The organism is Paenibacillus kyungheensis, from assembly GCF_028606985.1.
Lineage (GTDB): Bacteria > Bacillota > Bacilli > Paenibacillales > Paenibacillaceae > Saccharibacillus > Saccharibacillus kyungheensis.
Genome location: NZ_CP117416.1, coordinates 2665416 through 2681560 on the forward strand (window position 1 = coordinate 2665416; position 16145 = coordinate 2681560).

At 37.2% G+C, this 16145-nt stretch carries 15 protein-coding genes and 2 pseudogenes; 4 read left to right on the forward strand and 13 right to left on the reverse strand.

All coding sequences use genetic code 11. The features are described 5' to 3' along the window. Nucleotides 1-195 precede the first annotated feature (195 nt). The 5 genes and pseudogenes from bglS to PQ456_RS11340 all read right to left on the reverse strand — a co-directional run bounded on the left by bglS (nucleotide 196) and on the right by PQ456_RS11340 (nucleotide 4855). Nucleotides 196-909, reverse strand: a complete 714-nt coding sequence (bglS, locus tag PQ456_RS11320; RefSeq protein WP_273612365.1) for a beta-glucanase — start codon at nucleotides 907-909, stop codon at nucleotides 196-198. A 105-nt stretch (nucleotides 910-1014) separates the two neighbouring features. Beyond that, nucleotides 1015-2544 carry a glycoside hydrolase family 43 protein gene (locus tag PQ456_RS11325; RefSeq protein WP_273612366.1) on the reverse strand — a complete coding sequence of 510 codons (1530 nt, stop codon included), beginning with the start codon at nucleotides 2542-2544 and terminating at the stop codon, nucleotides 1015-1017. 352 nt (nucleotides 2545-2896) lie between these two features. Further along, nucleotides 2897-3322, reverse strand: coding sequence for a nuclear transport factor 2 family protein (locus tag PQ456_RS11330; RefSeq protein WP_273612367.1), 426 nt, complete (start codon nucleotides 3320-3322; stop codon nucleotides 2897-2899). A gap of 5 nt (nucleotides 3323-3327) precedes the next feature. After that, nucleotides 3328-3534, reverse strand: a pseudogene (locus tag PQ456_RS11335) (hypothetical protein); the annotation flags it as partial. Next, complete coding sequence (locus PQ456_RS11340; RefSeq protein ID WP_273612369.1) at nucleotides 3524-4855, reverse strand: NtaA/DmoA family FMN-dependent monooxygenase; 1332 nt, start codon at nucleotides 4853-4855, stop codon at nucleotides 3524-3526. The pseudogene PQ456_RS11335 and the gene PQ456_RS11340, both read right to left, overlap by 11 nt. A gap of 92 nt (nucleotides 4856-4947) precedes the next feature. On the opposite strand from PQ456_RS11340, the gene PQ456_RS22975 reads away from it, so the two are divergent. After that, a complete protein-coding gene (locus PQ456_RS22975) occupies nucleotides 4948-5136 on the forward strand; it encodes a transposase (protein WP_420540669.1) in 189 nt (62 codons plus the stop codon). A gap of 255 nt (nucleotides 5137-5391) precedes the next feature. Here PQ456_RS22975 and PQ456_RS11345 read toward each other — a convergent pair. Both PQ456_RS11345 and PQ456_RS11350 read right to left on the reverse strand, forming a co-directional pair. Next, nucleotides 5392-5523 (reverse strand): annotated as a pseudogene (locus PQ456_RS11345) (MarR family transcriptional regulator); the annotation flags it as partial. Nucleotides 5524-6293: 770 nt separating this feature from the next. Further along, complete coding sequence (locus tag PQ456_RS11350) at nucleotides 6294-6845, reverse strand: TetR/AcrR family transcriptional regulator (RefSeq protein ID WP_273612371.1); 552 nt, start codon at nucleotides 6843-6845, stop codon at nucleotides 6294-6296. Nucleotides 6846-7059: 214 nt separating this feature from the next. Between PQ456_RS11350 and PQ456_RS11355 the strand changes: the two genes are divergently transcribed. Then, on the forward strand, nucleotides 7060-8238 hold the full coding sequence (locus PQ456_RS11355; RefSeq protein ID WP_273612372.1) for an MFS transporter: 1179 nt from the start codon (nucleotides 7060-7062) through the stop codon (nucleotides 8236-8238). A 193-nt stretch (nucleotides 8239-8431) separates the two neighbouring features. On the opposite strand, the gene PQ456_RS11360 is transcribed toward PQ456_RS11355, so the two are convergent. The 6 genes from PQ456_RS11360 to PQ456_RS11385 form a co-directional block, all read right to left on the reverse strand. Further along, complete coding sequence (locus PQ456_RS11360) at nucleotides 8432-8827, reverse strand: cupin domain-containing protein (protein WP_273612373.1); 396 nt, start codon at nucleotides 8825-8827, stop codon at nucleotides 8432-8434. A 75-nt stretch (nucleotides 8828-8902) separates the two neighbouring features. Further along, nucleotides 8903-9640, reverse strand: a complete 738-nt coding sequence (locus PQ456_RS11365; RefSeq protein WP_273612374.1) for a carboxymuconolactone decarboxylase family protein — start codon at nucleotides 9638-9640, stop codon at nucleotides 8903-8905. 207 nt (nucleotides 9641-9847) lie between these two features. Then, entirely contained in the window at nucleotides 9848-10426 is a 579-nt protein-coding gene (locus PQ456_RS11370; protein ID WP_273612375.1) for a TetR/AcrR family transcriptional regulator, read from the reverse strand. Between the two features lie 95 nt (nucleotides 10427-10521). Then, nucleotides 10522-11223, reverse strand: a complete 702-nt coding sequence (locus PQ456_RS11375; protein WP_273612376.1) for an SDR family oxidoreductase — start codon at nucleotides 11221-11223, stop codon at nucleotides 10522-10524. Between the two features lie 395 nt (nucleotides 11224-11618). Next, a complete protein-coding gene (locus PQ456_RS11380) occupies nucleotides 11619-12638 on the reverse strand; it encodes a Gfo/Idh/MocA family protein (RefSeq protein ID WP_273612377.1) in 1020 nt (339 codons plus the stop codon). A gap of 59 nt (nucleotides 12639-12697) precedes the next feature. Beyond that, entirely contained in the window at nucleotides 12698-13468 is a 771-nt protein-coding gene (locus tag PQ456_RS11385; RefSeq protein ID WP_273612378.1) for a sugar phosphate isomerase/epimerase family protein, read from the reverse strand. Between the two features lie 147 nt (nucleotides 13469-13615). On the opposite strand from PQ456_RS11385, the gene PQ456_RS11390 reads away from it, so the two are divergent. Both PQ456_RS11390 and PQ456_RS11395 read left to right on the forward strand, forming a co-directional pair. Further along, nucleotides 13616-14443, forward strand: a complete 828-nt coding sequence (locus PQ456_RS11390; RefSeq protein ID WP_273612379.1) for an AraC family transcriptional regulator — start codon at nucleotides 13616-13618, stop codon at nucleotides 14441-14443. Between the two features lie 124 nt (nucleotides 14444-14567). Further along, nucleotides 14568-16085 (forward strand): glycoside hydrolase family 43 protein, encoded by a 1518-nt coding sequence (locus PQ456_RS11395; RefSeq protein ID WP_273612380.1) that lies wholly within the window; start codon nucleotides 14568-14570, stop codon nucleotides 16083-16085. The last annotated feature ends 60 nt before the right edge of the window (nucleotides 16086-16145 follow it).

Sequence of the window (16145 nt, forward strand, 5' to 3'; positions counted from 1 at the left end):
TTCAGTTTTTTATTCGTTTTTACATTATACATTTTATTCAATATTTATTGCTTTATTTTACCGTATCCCTTTTGTAGCTAGAATATTTCGATCATATATGACTACAGAAATCTATATAGTGCAAAGAAGTAAAAAGACAGCCCTTTTAGGCTGTCTTTTGTTTTATTATCGTTAGTGTTAGTTGTAAAAATATTATTAATTACTTGTATATCTTACCCAATCATATTCTGCATACAATGGATTCGCTCCATTATAAGAACCTAACCAATCGTCTACTCCTTTGCCATTCCAGATATTCATCATAATTTTACCTGCATTGGTTGGAATATTGGTTGTTGCTGTATGTTTGAGTACGCCATCAACATACCATTTGATTGAATTAGGCTGCCAATCGAAAGCATACGTATGGAAACCTTGCGAAGCATCGAAACCCAGATTGATAACCTTTTCATGATTTCCTACACCATTGGTATAATAGTTCAATTGTACTTTAGTCGTATCTTTACCTAAAAATTCAATATCAATCTCATCCCAAGGGGTACCATCTGTAGGTCCTGTATAGGTGAAGAAGGAAGAAACAATACCTGTGTTTTTGGCAGGTTTCATACTAACTTCATACAAGCCGTACTTATATTTGTTGGTTGAGCGGTATTCTGCACAGTCAAATTTATTTGTCGCTGAACTGGTTAGACCCAATCTAAGCTTACCATCACTTGTAAAATTAGCATTGTTGGCACGCCATGTACAATTGAACATATCTCCATTAGAGTAACCATCTGCTTTTTGCCATGTGCTTGCATTAAAATATGTTAATGGCTCCCAAAATACAGTTCCTGCAAAAGCACTTACCGATACAAACAGCGAGATAATACCTGTAGCTACTAATGTGACCCAAGATTTCTTTTTCATAAATACCTCCATCTGAGTATGAGATAAAAGCAATACTATAAAATGATGTTTACTCTTTTACAGATCATTTCCTAGTCATTCTATCGTTACAATATTGCTTACATATTAAGAACCAAACTGCCAGTAATCCAGATTGAACAGATTAGCATTGCCTGATCCTGTAAATACAAGATATACATTATGAACACCAGTTACATTATTGATCGTTGTCTGCATTTCTTTCCAGTTCTGCATCCCTCCAGTCGAAGTTACTTTCAATGTACCTACCAATGGACCGGTATCACTATCCAGTCGCACTTCAATATTTCCACCGCTAGTAGCAGCTACATTAGCTTTGAACGACTTGGCTCCACTTGAACCAAAATCCGCTCTACCTACAGCTACCCAATCACCATTGTTAATATTTGTTACATTAAGATTGCTAATCGGCCCACCACTTGCTTGGGTTGGTTCTGTAGCAATTCCAGCTTGCCATCCAATTGTCTCTGCTTCTACTCTTGTATAAGGATTGATATTCGATAATTGAGAGACTCCAGTCATATTTGCTTGTACTTCAGCAATACTGCCATCTCCGTTATGAACTAACTTATTGATATGCGGTGAGCGATAACCTTTGCCTGTGCCAATTTGAGCTTTACTGACCGTTTGCGCATGGTACACGACATACCATTCATTTTTAAAATTAAATACAGCATGATGGTTGTTACCACCTACACCGAAGAAATTATACGGATTTTTGAGGAAATGACCTTTGTACGTAAAAGGACCCATCGGATTATCACTTACCATATAACCGATCTCACCTGCTGGATATTGTGTAGGATGTGTACCTGCAAAATTGATGCAGTAGGAATAATAATATTTTCCATTGTATTTATGAATACCCGAATCTTCAAACATATAAGGAGCATCAATAGTAGTTGCACTTCCATTCACACTAATCATATCTGCTCCCAATTTGATCACTCTGGCTGTTTTCGGATTGGCAATAGAAGCAGGGTTAGATTCATTAGGGATTCCGCCTCCGCTATACAAATATCCGTTACCATCATCATTCACAAGAACAGCTGGATCGAAAAGCCATGTGACCCCTGCCATACCCGGCGTACTTTGAGTCACCAAAGCTTTGCCGAGTGGATCTGTCCAAGGTCCAATTGGAGTATCAGCTGTTAAGACACCGATGCCTGCTCCACCATTAGCAAAATATAAAAAGAATTTATCTTTACCATTTATTTTCTTAGTCGCAACTGCTGGAGCCCATGAATTGCCAGCCCATTTAGCGATCCCTTTTCCACCATTTTTGTTATTAGCTCCGGCAACCGGTACTGTTCCATGATCAGTCCAATTCACCATATCTGCTGAAGAGATCACTTGAATACGATCGAGTGAGCTAAAATCATTTTCTTTGATTGATCCATCACTGTTATACACATAAGTATCGCTAGACATGTAAATATACACTCTTCCGTTATAAACCAATGAATACGGATCAGCTCCAAGTTTGTGATCCATCAAAGGATTCGAATTCCCCGGAAGCTTGGCTAATGGTCGATTAGCAGCATCAACACTTACTGTAGAGAAAATACTGAACAATAAAGCGAAGGAAAGAAACAAAGCCAAACATTTTCTACTCATCTGCGTACCTCCATAGTTTTATATAGTATAAAACTGAGCTATCCGTTATTTTAGAGATAGAGAATAGACTCAGATTTGTACTTACAAGAAAAATAATCATACAAAAACACAAAATGTTAACGCTTACATAATCTATTAAAAAAATAATCACCAACGTATTGTTGGTCATCAGTGATTCCGGCACAAAAGTATAAATATGTATTTAATTGAAAATAATGTTTTATTCGAAATTATCATAACATGACCTCTGTAATATAACAACATTCTGACATATAATAATAACGCTATCGCTAATAGATCAGATAGATTAACAACAGAAAGAGCCAATGAAGGAATTCATCGGCTCTTTTTTTTAAGCTTGTAGCGGTCTAGCTTCGACCATGATCATGTATTCTTTACGCTCTTTAATGAGCCATTTTCCATTTTGATGTATATAAAGATCATGATATTGAATACTGTAATCAGATAGAATATCGACTCCATGTTCTTCCCGAATGACTTTCATTTGTGAAAATACAATGCCTTCTGCTGTATCTCCATGTACTGTAACCTGATGTTGTCCATTGATTGTAAAATAACGCTTAACTTCATTCACATGAGTCGTAAATTCTTGTTGTAATTGTTCTATTCCCTTGATATCAGAAATCAAATGATCATCAATATAAATAGTAAACCGAGTATCTGGTATAAATAAATCCATTTGCTCTAAAATCTTTTTCTCGTCGGTTAAAATGGCATATGCATCAACTACTTTTCTTAATTCCGATGCTGCTTCCAACTGTTCTAGTGACATCCTGAACAGTTAATGGTTCTGATGGGACACCGACATTGACCATAGTACCATTTACAGTTAATAGTGAAAGATAATACGATTATTGGAACCAACAAAGACGGAAGCAGATTTAACGTGCTGAACTTCTTGATTCCTAGGATACTTAAGCCCGATGCCATGATCAGCCTGTGCTCTATATGAATTCTATTAAGATAATCGTTTATCTACACCATATTGATAAGGCACACCAAGATTCTCTCTTAATGTATCTCCGTTATAATCTTCATGGAATAAACCACGTTCCTGTAAGATAGGAACCACTTCTTCTACAAAACGTTTAAAGTCGGTTTCATAAGCATCTGGGAGTATCCAAAAGCCGTCTGCTGCGCCACTTTCAAACATTTCAGTTAGGTAATCTGCAGTTTCTTTTGCATCACCTAATGTTGCAGGATGGTAATCAATCACAGAATGATAAATGATATCGCGTAATGTCCAACCTTCACGCGCCACCTTTAAAACATTCTCGGCACGAGGATCAGAGTAAGCGCCGATTTTTACTTTGTCTAAAAGTTCTGGTGCGATCGGGCGTTCTAAATCTTCAGGAGTTAAGCTGATTCCTAGTACCATTCCGATATGAAATGCACGTTGTTGTACTATATTTTCATCCATAAAACTTGCGTGACGATCTATTGCTTCGCGTTTAGAATTCGCAACAACCGGCATGAGTCCTGCGATAAATTTAATCTCATCTGGATTTCGACCCGCGTCTATCGCAACCTGGCGTAGTGCATTTCTTGTAGCAATACCTTGTTCTCTCGTCCATACTTCACCAATCATTACACTCGCATAGCGTCCTGCAAATTCAATACTATTTGGAGATCCACCAGAGTGAAAGATGACCGGTTGTCCTTGTGGTGAAGGTGGAATTGGCAAGGCTCCAATTGCCTGTATATATTTACCAGATATATGGACAGGTTTTACTTGGCTATAATCCGCAAATATACCGGTTTCTTTATCAGCTTTTAGAGCATCTTTTCCCCATGTTGCCCATAAGTGCTGTACAGTTTCTACGAACTCATAATGACTTTCATAACGTGATCTACTATCCATTAGTTTTACACCAAAGTTTTCTGCTACCTTTGGACTTGATCCCGTAACTGCATTCCAAGCAATACGTCCACCACTCATTAAATCTATCCCTTTAAATTGACGTGCTAAAGTAAAAGGATTATTCCACTGAGTATGTACAGTTGACGCTACACCAATGTGTTTTGTTTGTTGTAATATTGCAGTGGCAGTAATGATAGGTTCAAGCGTCATCGCTGGCACCTCCCTGTTATCATCGGGTATTGCTCCAGGGAAATCACCTATAAATAGAAATTGAAATTTACATTTTTCAGCAAGTTGAGCATATCGAATATCTGCATTAATATCTGGATAAGTAGTCACAGTGACACCTTCACTTTTCCAAGCTTTAGCATTTGCACCGTATGCCCCTGTAAATCCTAAACCAAGCAACATTTGTTTTTTTTCAGACATAAATAAATCCTCCTAATTTATTTTCATATGGTATCTACTTGCTAAGCCCTGTAAACCTTCAAGAACCCTCTCAAATCTGTCAAATTAAAGACATGGGACGACGATACGATTTAACCGATGAAGAATGGAACGCTATCAAGCCTTTTCTGCTACCTGCCCGAAAAACACAAAGAGGACGTCTTTCGAAAGATCGTAGACATCGACTGAATGCGGTACTTTGGGTCGCGCGTACCGGAGCGGCTTGGCGGGATTTGCCCTACCTGGTATCCGCCAAGCGCTAAATTCTCCCCCATATCCTGAAACCATTTGTATCGCTCTTACAATGAAAAAAAAATTAAAAATTCGTATAAAAAATAATTTAAGAAACTCTATCATTATTTAGCCCACTAAGTATTTTCTTAAAAGTCATACACCAAAAACTGTCGATTACATTTCCTCTCTAAATTTTCTCTGTGAAAACAAAAAAATTAGCGGACTAAATATTAATTTAAAGAAAAATCAAAATAAATTTTTCTCCATTCGAATCATCAATTCTTTTAAAATAAGCGTTCTTCCTCTGTAAGATAGATTCGCATTAATCTTGCATCTTGTTCATCCCGTTTACGATGTACAAATCCATTTTGCTCCAACGATTTAACCATATTTGTCACCATAGGAGGCTCACATTTTAAATGTTCACATAGTTACTTCTGGGTAATCTCATCCCTTGAAAACAAGCGAAAAAACAAATTATCTTGACCTATATAGAGATTAAGTTCTCTCAAACTTTCGTTATAATCTCTATACATTCGAGATGAGATTTTATCTAATGATTGATGAATATCGCAAGCAATTTGATTATTCACTGCTAAACCTCTACTACCCAAAATATATTTAGCACACTAAATTTATCATGAGAGAATTTAGCTGTCAATAGAATTCCTTAGCATGCTAATAAATATTCGCCGTTTGACCGTTCCAATTGATCTAAAGTGACCGAAAAAGTGAGCATCGCGCAGGATCGAAACCTTTTGACCTGAAGCTTGGGATGGCCATTAGTTAGAAAAATTGTTTTTAGCGGAGAACTATTCACAGTGCTTCATATCCAAAGAAAGAACAACTCGTAGCTGATTTATTCTTTTAGCCATGCTTTTTTGTATGGTATAAAATTAAAAATTCATACATAATTATCATATTTCATTTTAGCTAAAAGGTTTTTCTCACGACTTAATTTTATCTACATATCTTTTTTACAAGTTAGCAACGATTGAATGGTGGATTGTCAATCAGATGCCACAATCGCCTGATGAGATTTCCAATCAATTATGGGGATTACTCAAACGAAATCAAGTCAGTCATTAGTCACAACTAAAATAACTAAAACAAAAAAACGACTCCAATGTGTAGTCGTTTTTATCTTTCTTACTACTGTATTCATCATATGGCTTACACTATACTTCTAAGATTCTACTACTCGTTCTAATAAATCTCCTAATTTTTCTGCCATTTCTTTAGGTGTGTAAGGCATCTCATTTTTGATCCACCACTCTACGACGCCTACATATGCATTAGCTACAAATTCAGCGACAACTTCTTCATTCTGCCCTTTATTTCTACCTTTAGTAATATCAATATCTTTTTTGAATTCTTTAATATTATGCTGAACAAATTGATTGCGGAAAAAAGAAGCTCCTTCACTAGCTAGCATAGTCGAAAAGAACAAATAATTTTCTTCCAAATACTCTATACAAAGTACCGTAGATTCGAACCAATCCAGTTCAGCTTCTGTCTCGCAGATCTCAGACATATTTACAATATGTTCCTCAATAATCTTATCGATCAGATCGAATTTATCTAGATAATGAAGATATACTGTTGCACGATTGATATTCGCTCGATCAGCTATATCTTGAATCGTAATACTTTCAAATTTCTTTTCTGACATTAATTCTAAAAATGCTTTTTTTATCGCTTCCTGAGTTCTTAACACTCTTCGATCTACTTTTACCATGTGGGTTCTACACATCCTTATTTATTATCAACAATATTTATAAAATTTTCGTATAAACATCATCTAGAGTGAAATTAACGATTTGCATATCTTGTAATAGATCTACTCCAGTTATAAATTATAGACAGTTGTTGTAAAAACATCAATTGTAGTATCCCCATCTAAAAATATAGCTTTTAGGATAAACGTACGGGATAAAGATAGGAGTCGGACTATGAATAAAGGAAATCGTTTACTGCTCATCATACTTACGATCGGTGTATTTGGTATCATCAATACTGAGATGGGCGTGATTGGCATACTGCCCTCTATAGCAGAGCATTTTAATGTGAGTGTGACCAAAGCAGGACTGTTGGTCAGTTTATTTGCTTTGATCGTAGCTATCTCAGGACCGACGATGCCATTACTTTTCTCAGCTATTAATCGGAAATATGTAATGTTACTGGTGTTAGGCGTGTTTGTTATAAGCAATACCATGTCGTTATTGACTACTGATTTTACAGTGCTGTTGATTGCTCGGATTTTGCCTGCTTTTTTTCATCCTATCTATTGTTCGTTAGCATTTACAGTCGCTGCTTCTTCAGTAAGTGAACAGGAAATGCCTAAAGCTGTAAGTAAAGTCTTTATAGGTGTATCTGCTGGAATGGTAGCAGGTGTACCGATAGTTAGTCTGATCAATACAGTCTTTTCGCTACAGATGGCTATGGCCTTTTTTGTTGTGATCAATGCAATCATATTTGTAGCTACTTTATTCTTTATACCTTCGATGCCTGTTGTCAAAAAGCTTTCTTATCGTAAACAATTATCTGTTATGGCCAAACCTGTATTATGGATTTCTATAATGGCTGTTATTTTTTTGAATGCATCTATTTTTGGTGTTTATAGTTATTTTGCAGACTATCTAATTACAGTTACACATATGGCTCCAAGTTTGATCAGTGCTACGTTATTTATTTTCGGTGGTGCTAATATAATCGGAAATATCGTATCAGGACGATTGCTGATATCGCGTACCACTCAGACTATATTTGGTTTTCCTTTGTTATTAGGAGTTGTCTACCTGATCATGTTTGTAGCAGGTCAATCCACCTTAGCTATAATGATGATTGCTTTAGTATGGGGAATCTTAGCCGGAGGAATGATGGCAAATATCAATCAATACCTGATTGCTACGACAGCGCCTGAAGCACCTGATTTTGCTAATGGCTTATTTATATCTGCTTGTAATTTAGGCACAACGATTGGTGCAGCCGGAGGAGGGTTATTGTTAGCAGGATTTAATACATCCTATATCGTATTTGTAGGCATTCTATCCTTAATCATTAGTCTAGTAATGCTATTATTTAGAAATGCTATTAGCAAGAATGATAAGCTAACTGCTGTTTCTTTATAAATAAGTTTGCAAATCTATCAACTTAACTATGATTAAGTAACGATTCATATAATTCATATCAAAAAGCTAGTAAAGCCCTCTGTATGAGTGACTCTACTAGCTTTTTTTAGTTTTAGTTTACTTGGATGGTAGCTGGTATCGATTGTTTTATATCAATCTTTTTTTGAAATGCGTTGTTAATATTTCATTAATATTATAAATGATCGAACCATTCATCTTCTACCGGTTCAAGCCAATCTGTTTCCCCCGGAGTCATCGCTAAATGAACGAACCAGCTGTCTTTCGTAGCGCCATGCCAGTGTTTCACATTAGCCGGAATATTGACAACATCCCCTGTCTGAAGAGCTTGAGCAGGCTGTCCTTCAGCTTGATACCATCCTTTACCACCAGTGACTAACAACACTTGACCTACATGATGAGAATGCCAGTTATTACGAGCGCCTGGAGCGAATGTCACATTACCAATCGCTGTATTTAAAGGAGTAGCATCAGTGAAGATCATTTGCAAATAAGCATCCCCTACAAAGTTAGCTTTTACTTTTTCACCTAAAGGAAAAATAGTACTGTTTTGTAATTGTTCGTTTTCCATAATATATCCCTACTTTCTTTTGATAAGCTTATCTATTAGTTACAATAAAATACCTTAAACGAATCATCGATCTGACTATTTTGATTGCTGGGCGGCTTCTTCTACACAACGCAGTGCATTCAGACTTTGCGGATACCCGATATAAGGCAGACACTGAGAAATGATCTTAATCAGAAAATGCTTATCCTGACCTAGCCTAATATTAGCGACCGCATGGCTGGTTAATTGAGGTTCACAACCGCCTTGTGCAGACAAAAAGCAAAATGTAATCATTTCTCGTTGCAAATGGTCTAGACCTGTTCGAGTATAATAATCGCCAAAGCAATTAGCCGCTAACCACTCATTTATATGTCTGGTTTCTTCTGCACCCGATTTCCAAAAATCTTGCATCTGATTACCAAAAATATCTACCTGTGCTTGAATCCCTGCTGTTAAACGGTTAGCTATAGTCGTTGTCGATTGAGAAGGTAAAGGCAATTCTACACCTTGTACAGTCAACATATCATTAGTAGCATGTAAGAAAGGTAACACACGTCCTATGCCGAGATAAGCTACAGACTGATATACGATTTCCTTCACTTCGACAGATGTTACACCAGCGTGAAGCGCTACTGGAAGTATAACTTGGAATTCATCGATGCCCTGACATCCGATTAATGTAGCGACAATAGCCATCATTCGAGTACGATCATCCAGATCATCTTGATTTGCGACTTCATGTAATACAAAATGATCAAAACGTTCAATAAAGTCAGGATCTGTTTGCGTTAATGGTAAGCGATCATTGGGAAATGTCTTGTCATGATTATACATGTATCTACATCCTTTCTTTGGAATGATGTACGTCAGGGTGTCTTGCCCTATATGACTATTATGACTCATAAGATCGTTATTCTAATATCCTGATTATCTTAAATGATTGCCTGATTCTCTTACAGCCATTAGAAGTAAACTTTAAGAACTCTATAACGTAAAAAAAAGCCGCTACATGAGCGACTTTACATCTATTTCTATATGATATTAGCTTTTTAATAAGTTTATAGAGACATCTATCGTATGTGATAATTGGGCTTTATCTACAGAAGATCTTCCCATGACTCGTATACCGATAGACACCGTATGAAGATATTTGGCTAGTTCTTTAGCGCTCTGGTTTGAAGTAAATTCTCCGTCCTGTTGACCCCATAAAATAATCTGTTCAAACATATCTTCGATGCCTTCAAATGATTCGATAGATTTGGCATTTACCTCTGCATCGCGTGCCGCCAGTTCTGTTACTGAATTGACTACTAAGCAACCGGATGGCAAATCTTCTTTATCTGAAATCATAAATTGAAAAAGAGAATACAATGCTTCTGTAGCCGTTTTGGATGGCTTGATTTCGCTCGTAAGATTCGCTTTTACTTTGTCCATATAACGAGTGATCGCCTGTAGAAATAGTGAGTGTTTATCACCAAATGTATCATATAAACTTCTACGATGAATACCCATATGTGTGACTAGATCACTCATCGATGTTTTCTCATAACCTTGATCCCAGAAAAGGATCATAGCTTTATCTAATACTTCATTCACGTCAAATTCTTTGCTTCTGGACACAAAACTCCCCCCAATACGAAAAATGTAACATATTGAGAACGTTAAGTAAAGAAAGATTCAAACGTTAAATATATCTATCAATTATGACTCTACTTTTATTGAAATAGTTGCGGGTATAGCGCAGGAATACCACCAGCAAGACCTTGTTGTACTTGTTGGCTGATCTCATCACCTAGAATCTCATAATGGTCAGCTTCGATTCCATCTATAGCGATTTTAGCGATATCTTCTGGAGCAGATTTAGGTGCATCACTACCAGCCATCATATCTGTATCCATAAAGCCTACATGTAATCCAGCTACTTTGATATTTTTAGGAGCTAATTCAAGACGTAACACATTGGTTAATCCCCATGCAGCAGCTTTGGCAGCCGTATATGCTCCTTCTTGTCCTATACTAACCCAAGACAATACAGATAAGATATTTAGAATAGAACCTCCACCATTTTTTTCAATAATCGGTGCAAATGCACGAACCATAGAAAGAGTACCGAACAGATGAGTGTTAAATTCCAAATGAATATCGTCTAAATTTCCTGTAAGTAAAGAAGCTCCTGTTGCTGTACCTGCATTATTAATCAAAACAGTGGCATCACTTGCGATTTCAGTTGCCGCCATCACAGAGTGAGGATCAGTGATATCCAATTGTACTGGAATAGCTCCCGGTAGATCGACAGATTCTGGCTTTCTTGCACCTGCATAGACTTTAGCTCCTCTTGATAAAAGCTCAAGAGCTAATTGCTTACCTAAACCTCGATTAGCACCACTAATAATAACTACTTGTTTTGAAATGTCCATGTTTTCACTACTCCTAATTTAGAATGATCGTTCTTAAATAGTCAAAAAAATAATGTCTTACTCAATAGCTTATTAATGATCTAACATGTAACCTTTCGAGAATGATCGTTCCCGATGAATAAAGTATAGTTTATTTGAGAACGATCAGTCAACTATTATTTTTAATTTGTTTTAATGACTTTCTGTTTTAGAAGTTGTACGGTGAACATGCTTGTATTCTTGCTGAATGTATATAGAAACAAATTTATACATAATCATGTCATTATAGATACATGCAAAAATATAGAAGCATAAAAAAAGACCGTAGCTTCGATAAAGAAGTTACGATCTTTCCACTTATTATATACAGATCGTTATAATGCGTGTTCAAGTCACATGCACTATTTGCTAAACCATTACAATTGTACGACACGTCCTGTTTTTTGCGATTCAAAAGCACCCAAAATTACTTTGACCGCGCGTAAACCTTCTTCGCCCGAAATTGTAGGAGGAGTGTTCGTAGTAATAGACTCTACAAATGCATCAATAACACCACTAGGAACTTGTTTTTCATTGGTAGACATCATACCTACTTCGTATGTTTCTACGGTTCCATCTGTTAGTTCTACAATGACTTCGTTACCATGAACTGTTCCGATTTTCATTACACCGTTTTCACACCACAAGATAGTACTGTTGTCTCCACCTTTGTACTGTGTCCAGCTTGCTACCAGGGTACCAATCGCACCACTCTTCATACGTAACAAACAAGTAGCGTTATCGTCTACTTCTGTACCTTCTTTGTGCAAAGTACCGATAAAGCTAGCGACATCAGCTACTTCATCATTTAACAAATAACGAATAAAGTCAGATTTGTGTACACCTAGATCGCCCATTGCACCCATAATCGCTTCTTCTTTACGGAAAAACCAGCTATCTGCTCCATCTACACTCCAAGCTTCAGGACCAGGATGTCCGAAAGATGTGCGGAATGTTAAGACTTTGCCTAGTTTACCTGAATCCAAAATTTCTTTTGCTTTTACATGAGGAGGCATTAGACGTTGATTATGACCTACCATCAAGTATACGTTATTTTTTTGAGCTGCTTCGATCATTTGCTCTGCTTCTTCAATCGAACACGCCATAGGCTTTTCAACCAATACATGTTTACCTGCATTTGCTGCTGCAATGGTCATAGGAGCATGCAAGTAGTTCGGTGTACAGACGCTTACCGCATCGATCTCTTCATTCGCTAGAATTTCTTCGTAGCTTGCATAGGCTTTACCGCCATACAGGTCAACCATTTCTTGTGCGCGTTCTAGGTTAGGATCAGCAAAAGCTACCAATTCTACATGTTCATTTTCTGCATATTCTGGAATATGTCTGCGCTGAGCAATAGCTCCGCAACCGAATACAGCTACTTTAATCTTGTTCATGAATAATAGTCTCCTTTGATTGGGTATCGATTGGATGTATGTGTATGAAATAGACGAAATTAATTTAAGTAATTTTGTTTAAGCCAGTTATAGCTGTTGGACACGCTTTCAAGTGGAGGATTCTGACACACATCTTGTTCCACGATCAGCCATTGTACGCCTGCTTTACCTGCTTGTTCGATCACTTGTGGCAAGTTAACAATCCCTTGTCCTAATTCTAATGTTTTCATTTGACCTTGCTCATCTTTGTCAAAGTCTTTGAGGTGAAGAAGTGGTAAACGTCCTGTATATTTTTGAATATATTCTAACGGATCTTGTCCTGCAAATTGTACCCAACATACGTCCATTTCAACTTGAACTGCTTCTGGAGTCGTTTCTGCAAACATACCATCAAAAGCGTTAGTATCTTTGAATGCACCGTGGAATTCAAAATCATGGTTGTGATAACCAAAAGTAAGTCCTTGTTTGCTAGCTTCTGCGCCAAATTGTTGCAACTCTGTAAATAAAGCACCCCATGCTTCACTGCTTTGCGGACGATCTTCTGGCATAATGTAAGGACAGATCATATACTGTGCACCGATCACTTTCAAGTAATCGATCTCTTTTTGCAAATTATCGCGCATAGATTGTAAAGGAACATGGCTACTAAATCCTTTGAGTCCAAGTTCGTCTAAAAGCGCCTTCATTTCTTCTGCGGGGATATCTCCATAACCTGCAAATTCTACACCTTGATAACCAAGTTCAGCCACTTTGCGTAATGTTGCCGGGAAATCTTTAGCTGTCTCATCGCGAAGTGTAAATAATTGCAGACCAATATTTAATGTTGTCATTTCAAAAGCACCTCTTTGGATTATTTTTATTCTATGTGTAAGAGTTATCTTTCATCTATTATTTTAGAACAAGACACGCTAAAATGAACATACACAATATCGTAAAAACATGAACTATTTGCTCAACTTTTGGCTAGGGGGATTATTTTGGACACATCTCTTTTGATCTGTGATCATTCATATCATTACAAAGCATTTAATCATCAAATAAAAAATGGACTACAACATTACATTTTTCGCTTACAAACAGAGGGAAGTTGTGAAGCATTCACCTGCGGAAATCGTTATGTATTAAAAAGTGGAGATTTACTGCTACTCAAACCTGGTGATGATTATCATCTTGTTGTGCAAGAACCGGCTAAAAAAGATGGATTATCTAGCGGAGATTATTATTTGTTCTGTCAGGGAACTTGGATCGATGAATGGTGGCAACGCCAGCCACGCTCTACGGTATATTCTATTGGAACAGAAAGTAAATTGATTGGCTTATGGCATAATCTGTTATTGGAAAAGCGGCGCGGTCTTCCTGAAGAAGATACTGAATTAGAGGATGTACTGTTACGTAGCCTCTGTCTGTATATCGATCGTGCGATTAGCGATACGTTACAAATGGATCGTAAAGGTTCAGCGACTCTTTTACTAAAGCGGTTTATTGAAGAACATGCTACAGTGACTTTCAAATTAGAAGAAGCCGCTAGATATGCAGGGCTTAGTCTTTCAAGAGCAGTTAAATTGTTCAAAGAACACTACGGCAAAACGATGATCCAATATGCGATTGAAATTCGTCTTAAAGCTGCGATTGAGCAAATTCAATATAGCGAAATGACGCTCGAACATATTGCAGAAACATGCGGCTTTGCAAGTTACTCCTATTTTCACCGGGTATTCCGCAATCAATTCGGTATGTCACCTGTAGAATACAGAGCGTCTAATCCGATATTGAAGCTATATGATACAGAAAATAGTATGAGATAAGGTGTATGCCTTATCTTCTTTTTTTGAAAGCGTAATCATGCTATGATCAGTCTGTCATATTACTCTAGAAAGGAAATTGTACGATGGTTATTATTATTTATCCATTTTACATAGGTGCTTATTGATGAAATATAACAACCCTATTATTAAAGGCTTTTACCCTGATCCAAGTGTCTGCAAAGTAGGCGATACTTATTATTTGGCTACCAGTACATTTCAGTATTTTCCCGGTGTGCCGATCTTTGAAAGTCATGATCTGATTAATTGGAAGCAGATTAGCCATTGTCTGACCCGTACGACTCAAGTTCAATTGGATCAGGTTCAAAGTTCTGGTGGAGTGTTTGCCCCTACTCTACGTTATCATAGAGGGCGATTCTATATGGTCACAACTAATGATACTACGCGTCAGAACTTTTTTGTCTGGACTGATGATATTTATGGAGAATGGTCAGAGCCTATAATTGTTGATCAGAGCGGTATTGATCCTGATCTGTATTTTGAAGATGACACCACTTACTTTATGAGTAAGGGACACGATGTAGATGGGAACGAAGGTGTGTTCCAATGTCAGATCGATATTGTAACAGGTCAGAAATTAACACCAAGTCGTATGATCTGGCAAGGAACAGGTGGACGTTATCTGGAAAGTCCTCATATGTACAAAATTAATAACTGGTATTATCTACTGGTTGCTGAAGGCGGTACAGAGTATGGTCATATGGCAACCTATGCACGCTCGATATCCCCTTCTGGCCCATTTGAAGCGTATGCACATAACCCGGTATTAACTAATCGCAATCTAGGTGGTTATGAATTACAAGCTGTCGGTCATGGAGATCTGATTCAGGACAATAATGGCAATTGGTGGTTATATCATCTTGGATTTCGTCAGATCGGTCAATGGCTTACATATCATCATCTAGGACGTGAAGTATTTCTTACACCAGTGACATTTGATGAAGAAGGATGGTTTACTGCCGGGTATCATGGGACTACACTCTCTAGCTTTGAGACAGATCGGATATCTGACAATGTGATTCAGCAGGAAAAACGTATCTATACATTTGAGAATACAAATTGGGAGCTAGATTGGTGTTATCTTCGCTTTCCGCAGACTGAAAACTATCAATTTGAAGATCATAAGCTAATGCTAAAAGGAACTGATATTACACTGGATCAACCTCTTTCTCCGACCTTTCTCGGGTTACGTCAAAAGGATTTCTATGCTGTGATCACTTGTGATGTAGAAATTATAGATGGAGAAGCAGGCATAACGTTATATATGGATGAACATCATCATTATGAATTAGCTATACGCGGTCAGAAAGATCATTATGAAGTGATTGAACGATTAAATACGCAAGATATCAAATCTGTACAGCAGACAGTTGCATTAACAAGTAATAAAGCTTCAATTATGGTCAAAGCTGAGCCAACATGTTATCACTTTTTTGTAACTGTTGGAGGCGAAGATATACTACTAGGCACTGCTCAGACCAAGTATTTGTCTTCAGAAGTTGCTGGAGGGTTTACAGGAGTGATGATCGGATTATACGCTACCAATCATCCAGCAGGTCATGCTGCGACATTTTCAAATTTCAAATGTGAATATCTTCATTCAATAGATAGAGAAAACGTTTAGTGTATCTGTAGAACAATCAAAAGCGCAACGATCTTATAGCAAAGATCATTGCGCTTTTGG

What these genes read in the sequence shown, in the direction of transcription:
- bglS (WP_273612365.1), bottom strand. Translation starts at nt 909, where the DNA reads ATGAAAAAGAAATCTTGGGTCACATTAGTAGCTACAGGTATTATCTCG.
- PQ456_RS11325 (WP_273612366.1), bottom strand. Translation starts at nt 2,544, where the DNA reads ATGAGTAGAAAATGTTTGGCTTTGTTTCTTTCCTTCGCTTTATTGTTC.
- PQ456_RS11340 (WP_273612369.1), bottom strand. Translation starts at nt 4,855, where the DNA reads ATGTCTGAAAAAAAACAAATGTTGCTTGGTTTAGGATTTACAGGGGCA.
- PQ456_RS22975 (WP_420540669.1), top strand. Translation starts at nt 4,948, where the DNA reads ATGGGACGACGATACGATTTAACCGATGAAGAATGGAACGCTATCAAG.
- PQ456_RS11350 (WP_273612371.1), bottom strand. Translation starts at nt 6,845, where the DNA reads ATGGTAAAAGTAGATCGAAGAGTGTTAAGAACTCAGGAAGCGATAAAA.
- PQ456_RS11355 (WP_273612372.1), top strand. Translation starts at nt 7,060, where the DNA reads ATGAATAAAGGAAATCGTTTACTGCTCATCATACTTACGATCGGTGTA.
- PQ456_RS11360 (WP_273612373.1), bottom strand. Translation starts at nt 8,827, where the DNA reads ATGGAAAACGAACAATTACAAAACAGTACTATTTTTCCTTTAGGTGAA.
- PQ456_RS11365 (WP_273612374.1), bottom strand. Translation starts at nt 9,640, where the DNA reads ATGTATAATCATGACAAGACATTTCCCAATGATCGCTTACCATTAACG.
- PQ456_RS11375 (WP_273612376.1), bottom strand. Translation starts at nt 11,223, where the DNA reads ATGGACATTTCAAAACAAGTAGTTATTATTAGTGGTGCTAATCGAGGT.
- PQ456_RS11380 (WP_273612377.1), bottom strand. Translation starts at nt 12,638, where the DNA reads ATGAACAAGATTAAAGTAGCTGTATTCGGTTGCGGAGCTATTGCTCAG.
- PQ456_RS11385 (WP_273612378.1), bottom strand. Translation starts at nt 13,468, where the DNA reads ATGACAACATTAAATATTGGTCTGCAATTATTTACACTTCGCGATGAG.
- PQ456_RS11395 (WP_273612380.1), top strand. Translation starts at nt 14,568, where the DNA reads ATGAAATATAACAACCCTATTATTAAAGGCTTTTACCCTGATCCAAGT.